2 protein-coding genes are annotated in these 5,421 nt (G+C 45.3%); both read right to left on the reverse strand.

Translation table 11 applies throughout. The annotated features are described in order from the left end of the window. On the reverse strand, positions 1 to 4,706 hold a 4,706-nt coding region (locus tag FC47_RS09975; protein WP_056968796.1), incomplete at its 3' end, for a mucin-binding protein. A 433-nt stretch (positions 4,707 to 5,139) separates the two neighbouring features. Continuing rightward, positions 5,140 to 5,421: LPXTG cell wall anchor domain-containing protein (locus FC47_RS09980; protein WP_155519190.1), on the reverse strand; the 282-nt coding region annotated here is incomplete at its 5' end.

Raw genomic sequence — 5,421 nt, forward strand, 5'->3', positions numbered from 1 at the left:
GCATCGACATAGTTAATCGTCCGCTTTACTGTTTCAGTCAAATCATCCTTAGCAACGCCATTTGGATATTCCGCGTTGCCCTTAGGATTGATCGGCTGACCTGGCGTGGCTGGATCTTCCGGCGTGATCGTCTTGGTGGCGTGCTTTAGATGAACCACGAAATCATTGCCAACTTTTTCGTAGACCTGGCTGCCATCAGTAAAGTCGTTGGAAACCAGTTCGTAGCCGAGGTCCTGGTAGTTCTTGATCTTGTCGGCCGTGGTGTAGTTGATCTTAGTACCAACCTCACCCGCTGGCAGTGTTCCTTGATCCAGCGTTGCGTTCGTAGTGTCATCGACATACTTGATCGTACCAGAGACGACTTGAACGTATGGTACCTTCGTGTCTTCACCAGGACCGTTTGGCGTAATTGAATCACCCGGCTGATTATCTTTTGGTTTCCAGCCATCAATGTTTGGCACGGTTGGATTCAAGACTTTGGTTGGGTCATCTGGATCAGTCGTGTACGTCGGCGTGTCCGCACCTGGAATTGGCGTACCGTTTTCATCTACTGGAATCAGCTTGCCATTTGGCGTGTAGGTTACCGTTTCTTCCACGTTTGGATTATCAGGCGTTGCCGTCAAACCACCAGCAACCTTCTTGTCGGCATGGTAGCCGTCAACGACTGGTGTGTCAACCGTATCAAATGTCTTGGTACCTTCCCAGTCACTCGTTGAGAACACCTTACCAGTTACCTTGTCAATCGTCACCGTCCGCGTGAAGGCATCCTTCTGGGTTTGAGGCTTGTCAGCTGGCGTCTTGTCACCGGCACCAACGTAGTGAATCGTTTGGGTGGCATCCTTGACTAAGTTTTTGCGGTCAGCTTCCGTTGGGTAAACTGGGCTGTTCGGATCGTTAGGATTGATTGGCTGACCTGGCGTGGCTGGATTTGGATCGTTAGGCGTAATCGTTTGCGTCTTGTGCTTCAAGCGAACCACAAAATCATTGCCAGTCTTTTCGTAGACTTGGCTGCCATCAGTGAAGTCGTTGGATACCAGCTCGTAGCCTTGATTTTCATAGCCCTTGATCTTGTCTTTAGTAGTGTAGTTGATCAAAGAGCCAATCTCACCACTTGGCAAAGGATCGCTGTCAAGTTCTACTCCGGTTGTGTCATCAACATACTTGATCGTTCCTGATACTTGATTATTGCTGTAAGTTACGGTAACCGTCGTGTCGTCTTGATCTGGCGTAACGACCTGTGATGAAACGTTAGCAATATCAACGTTGTCATAGCCTACTGAACTTGGATCTGCCGATTTAACGGCTACCAGCGTCTGTGTAGCCGGCTGCCATGCCCGATCAGCGCTTTCCGTGTCAGCTTTGCCATCGTTATTGGTGTCGTAACCCAGAATATTACCGGTAACCTTATCAATAACTACGGCGCGTTTAAACGTTACGGTTTGAACGTAGGAGCTGGTACCATCTGGCGCACCCTTAACTGGATTACCCTTAGCATCGACATAGTTAATCGTCCGTTTTACCGTCTCTGTTAAATCATTCTTAGTAACGCCATCTGGATAAGTAACGTCACCTTTAGGGTTGATTGGATCGCCTGGCGTGGCTGGATTTTCTGGCGTAATCGTCTTAGTGGCGTGCTTTAAATGAACGATGAAATCATTGCCTTCCTTGGCGTAGGTCTGCGTCCCATCGCTAAAGTCGTTAGAAACCAGTTCGTAGCCCAGATCTTGGTAATTCTTGATCTTATCTTTAGTAGTGTACTTGATCTTAGTACCAACCTCACCTTCTGGCAAAGTCTTTTCATCTAAAAGAGTACCAGTCGTATCGTCAACGTATTGAATCGTACCGGCAACTACCATTGGATCATTGCTGTAGACGACTTGTTCAACAATATCGCTGTCGCCTGGTTCGACGCCATAAACATTGACTTTTTCCCGATCAACATGGTCAAAACCGACTTCAGCTGGCTTCTTTGACTCAACTTCATCAAATTCTCCATGCAGAGGCGTCCAGGCCCGATCACCACTCTCAGTATCAACCTTGCCATCATTGTCAGTATCATAGCCCAGAATCTTGCCAGTAACCTTATCAACGATCGCGGTCCGTTCAAACGTTACGGTCTGGGTGATCGTCTCCTCACCGTTGGGCCCACCTTTAACCGGGTTGCCTTTAGCATCGACATAGTTAATCGTTCGGGTAACCGTGTCAGTCAAGTCATCCTTGGCAACGCCATCTGGATAATTAACATCGCCCTTAGGATTGATTGGTTTACCTGGCGTGCCCGGATTAGTTGGCGTAACTGGCGTCGTTTGGTGACCATAGTATACCTTTTCCGTCACGTTAGTCGTGTTGCCATCAACCGTCACTGCAGCTACAGAAGCGCGATCAGGAGCCGTGTAGCCGTAGTCGGAAAGGTCAGCAGAGTCTTGCTGCGTCCAGGTCTGAGCATCAGCTTTCCAACTGTCATCGATCGTGTAGCTGGAACCATTAGCTGAAACGGTACCGTAGCCGATAAAGTTGCCTTGGTCGTCGTAGATCTTGTTGCGTTTCAAGGTTGCCGTCTGTGTAACCGTGCTTTCCAGATTGGTTGGAATTTGTTCACCAGTTACACTGTCGTAGTATTCGATCGTCCGCGTAACGTCCTTGGTTTCAGCGTCCGTGCCCGTGTGATAAGTTACCTGTTCATAAACAAAGTAGACGTCATTAACGGTGTTGGAATTGATTGTTCCTGTAGCATCAGATGGCGTTGTATTATATGTAAAGCCATTAATCGTAGTTGTACCAGCTTTTCCTAATGATTTGTCGGTTTTGACATAACGATAGGTCTTGCCATTAACAGTGATAGTCGTTGGACGATATTCTGATCCAGATACGTTATATGTAGTATTTTTCCCGGAATTCTCATAGGCTGCAGCTGGGGCTTGAATTGCCGTACCATCGCTGGTTACGTAGTTGATACGGACCTGGCCTTGCGGAGCATAGTAGTAGTTAGCAGGTTCTTGACCAGGAACTAACCGATTATATAAACCGAATGCAGTGAGATAACCACCGTACCCTTCCAGTTGATCTTCAGTAAAGCCAGCATCAGTCAGATATTTAACCCCAATTGGTTTACTTCCATCTTGTGGCAGAGTGTAAAGCAAGAATGCACCATTCGGATGTGCGCTACCCGCATCATAGTTACCCTCAGTAGAATATCCACCGCCTGGAGCTACTGGTTCAGTAGATAAAATAGTTTTCCAAACGTTTTCATCGGCAATGTCATCGATACTTGCACCTAATTTAGCCACCTTGAGAACAATTTTTGCTGTCCCATCAGTATTCGTAACAACATTAACTCTTGCAATTTGTAGCGTATTAGATAATTGCTTTTGGATTGAAACAATTATGTCACCAACATTGTATGAACTAGACAAAGTACCAGTTGTCTTAGATGGTGAACTAATCAAGTCGTAGCCTTTAAAAGTTCTTTGATCTGAAACGGTGTAAGTATAACCTTGACGACCAGTTTCTTCATATTCTGCCAAAATTGTTTCATTTCCAGCAGCATCCTTTGCAATGTATTCCGTCTTAATAGTACTTGCACTAGGGTAATTGAGGTGCACTACTGAAGCTGGTGCACTGCCAACGCTGCCATCCGCACTATAAACAACCTTCGCAGACTGGGTACCACGATTGGTATTGATATCAATTGTCTTAGTAGTAACCCCATTTACCGTAGTCACATTATACGTCAACAAATAATGATACGTTATCCCATCACTACCCACATTTGAAAGCTTATCTACTTCCACAGTACCTAATTCAGGGGTCAGTGAGCTTTCCCAAATTACTTGATCGGTATTCCCATCAACTACTTGAGCAAAAACCGTTTCATCATATTTACCATTAGTAGCAGTTGAGCTGGTTGAAAAACGCAAATAATACTTTGTACTATGCGTATCATTGTAAGTATCATTATTCTGGGAACCAGTATTGTCAGCGACAAAGTCTCCACCTAAGCTGACAATCCCAAACGTGTAGCGACCTTTTGTCGGGTCAGCCTTATAGCCACTAGGAATCTGTGATGAGTTATCAAGTACCAGGCTTGCTCCGTTGGCATTGCTCATCCCTGGCGTAACATCACTATCAGTCAGGCCTTTAGTCTTACCTTCGTCAGTAATCTTCCCTCCTGCAGATATCGCATCATCACTGGTTGTTTGGCTATTGGCAGTCGTAGCAGCTGAAGCTTCAGCAGTTGCAATAGAAGCATTCGTTTCAGCTGTTGGAGTCGCGGTTACAGTTGCTTTTACCGCCGTTTTACTCTGAGCTGCTGTCGACGTGGCTGGAGTCGATGTTTTGGTAGTATCCGTGGTTGTGTCACTTGCAGCCGTTGCTGAATTTGTAGCTGCTTGGCTGGTAGCCGTCGTGGAACTCGAAGTAGCCTGACTGGCAGTCGCAGCACTTTCACTGGCAGCTGCCTGAGAACCGGTACTGCTTAACGCTACTTGACTGGCATTTAAATCCGTCGTCGCGCTGGCGGTCTTTGCCTCAGTACCAGTACTTGTAGTATCGGTAGTGGTATCGGCCGACGCTTGACTATTCCCCATAAACAGCAAGGTCCCCAATAATACTGAAACCGTACCAATGCTTAATTTGCGCAAACCAAAGCGTTGAGCTTGATTGGCGATTTTTTTCTTTTTTAAATATGTATTGTTTTTGGAAAGCATTAAGATCCCTCCCACAAATTAAAAATCTCAAAATCCAATTAATTTCTAAAGCATGCCCTTCAGCTATTTTTAGACTGATAGGTACACTTCTATTTTACCTAATTGATATATAACATCAAGAAGTTTAGTAAAGTGATATTTTATCTTCATTTTAAATTATTTAGCGTTTTTAAAAATCAATTGATATACCAATAGCAAAAGATAAAAACTTTATAATAGCAATTAAGGCAGCGCTATCATAATCAAACTTGTCATTAAAGGTAATTCCTTTTTCCAATTATCTATTTCTTCAAATTACCGCTTATCAAATGCTCATTAAAAATCATTTCTCAATTTATGTTTAACGATAAAAAAGGCCGGTCACTTAACAATAAAGTGATCGGCCTTTATTTTAGTTTCTCATGCGCAGGCTTCTACTTTTGAAACCTTTAGATTAGTCTTCGCGACGCTTCTTGCGCGTACCGAACAGTGCCAGCATCGATGCAATATCGGTAAAGCCTAAGCCCATTGCAGCCGTGGCTTCGTTCTTATCGTTACCGGTTTGTGGCAGCGTTGCAGCCTTAGCAGCTTCAGCCTTAGCTGACGTCGGCGTTGCTTGACCCTGACCAGCTGGTGATGCAGGAGTCTGCGGCTGTTCAGTTGGAGTAACCGGCGTTGTTGGTTCGCCTGGAGTCGTTGGTGTTGAAGGAGTTGTAGGCGTAGTCGGCGTCGATGG

The organism is Limosilactobacillus mucosae DSM 13345 (genome assembly GCF_001436025.1).
GTDB classification, from domain to species: domain Bacteria; phylum Bacillota; class Bacilli; order Lactobacillales; family Lactobacillaceae; genus Limosilactobacillus; species Limosilactobacillus mucosae.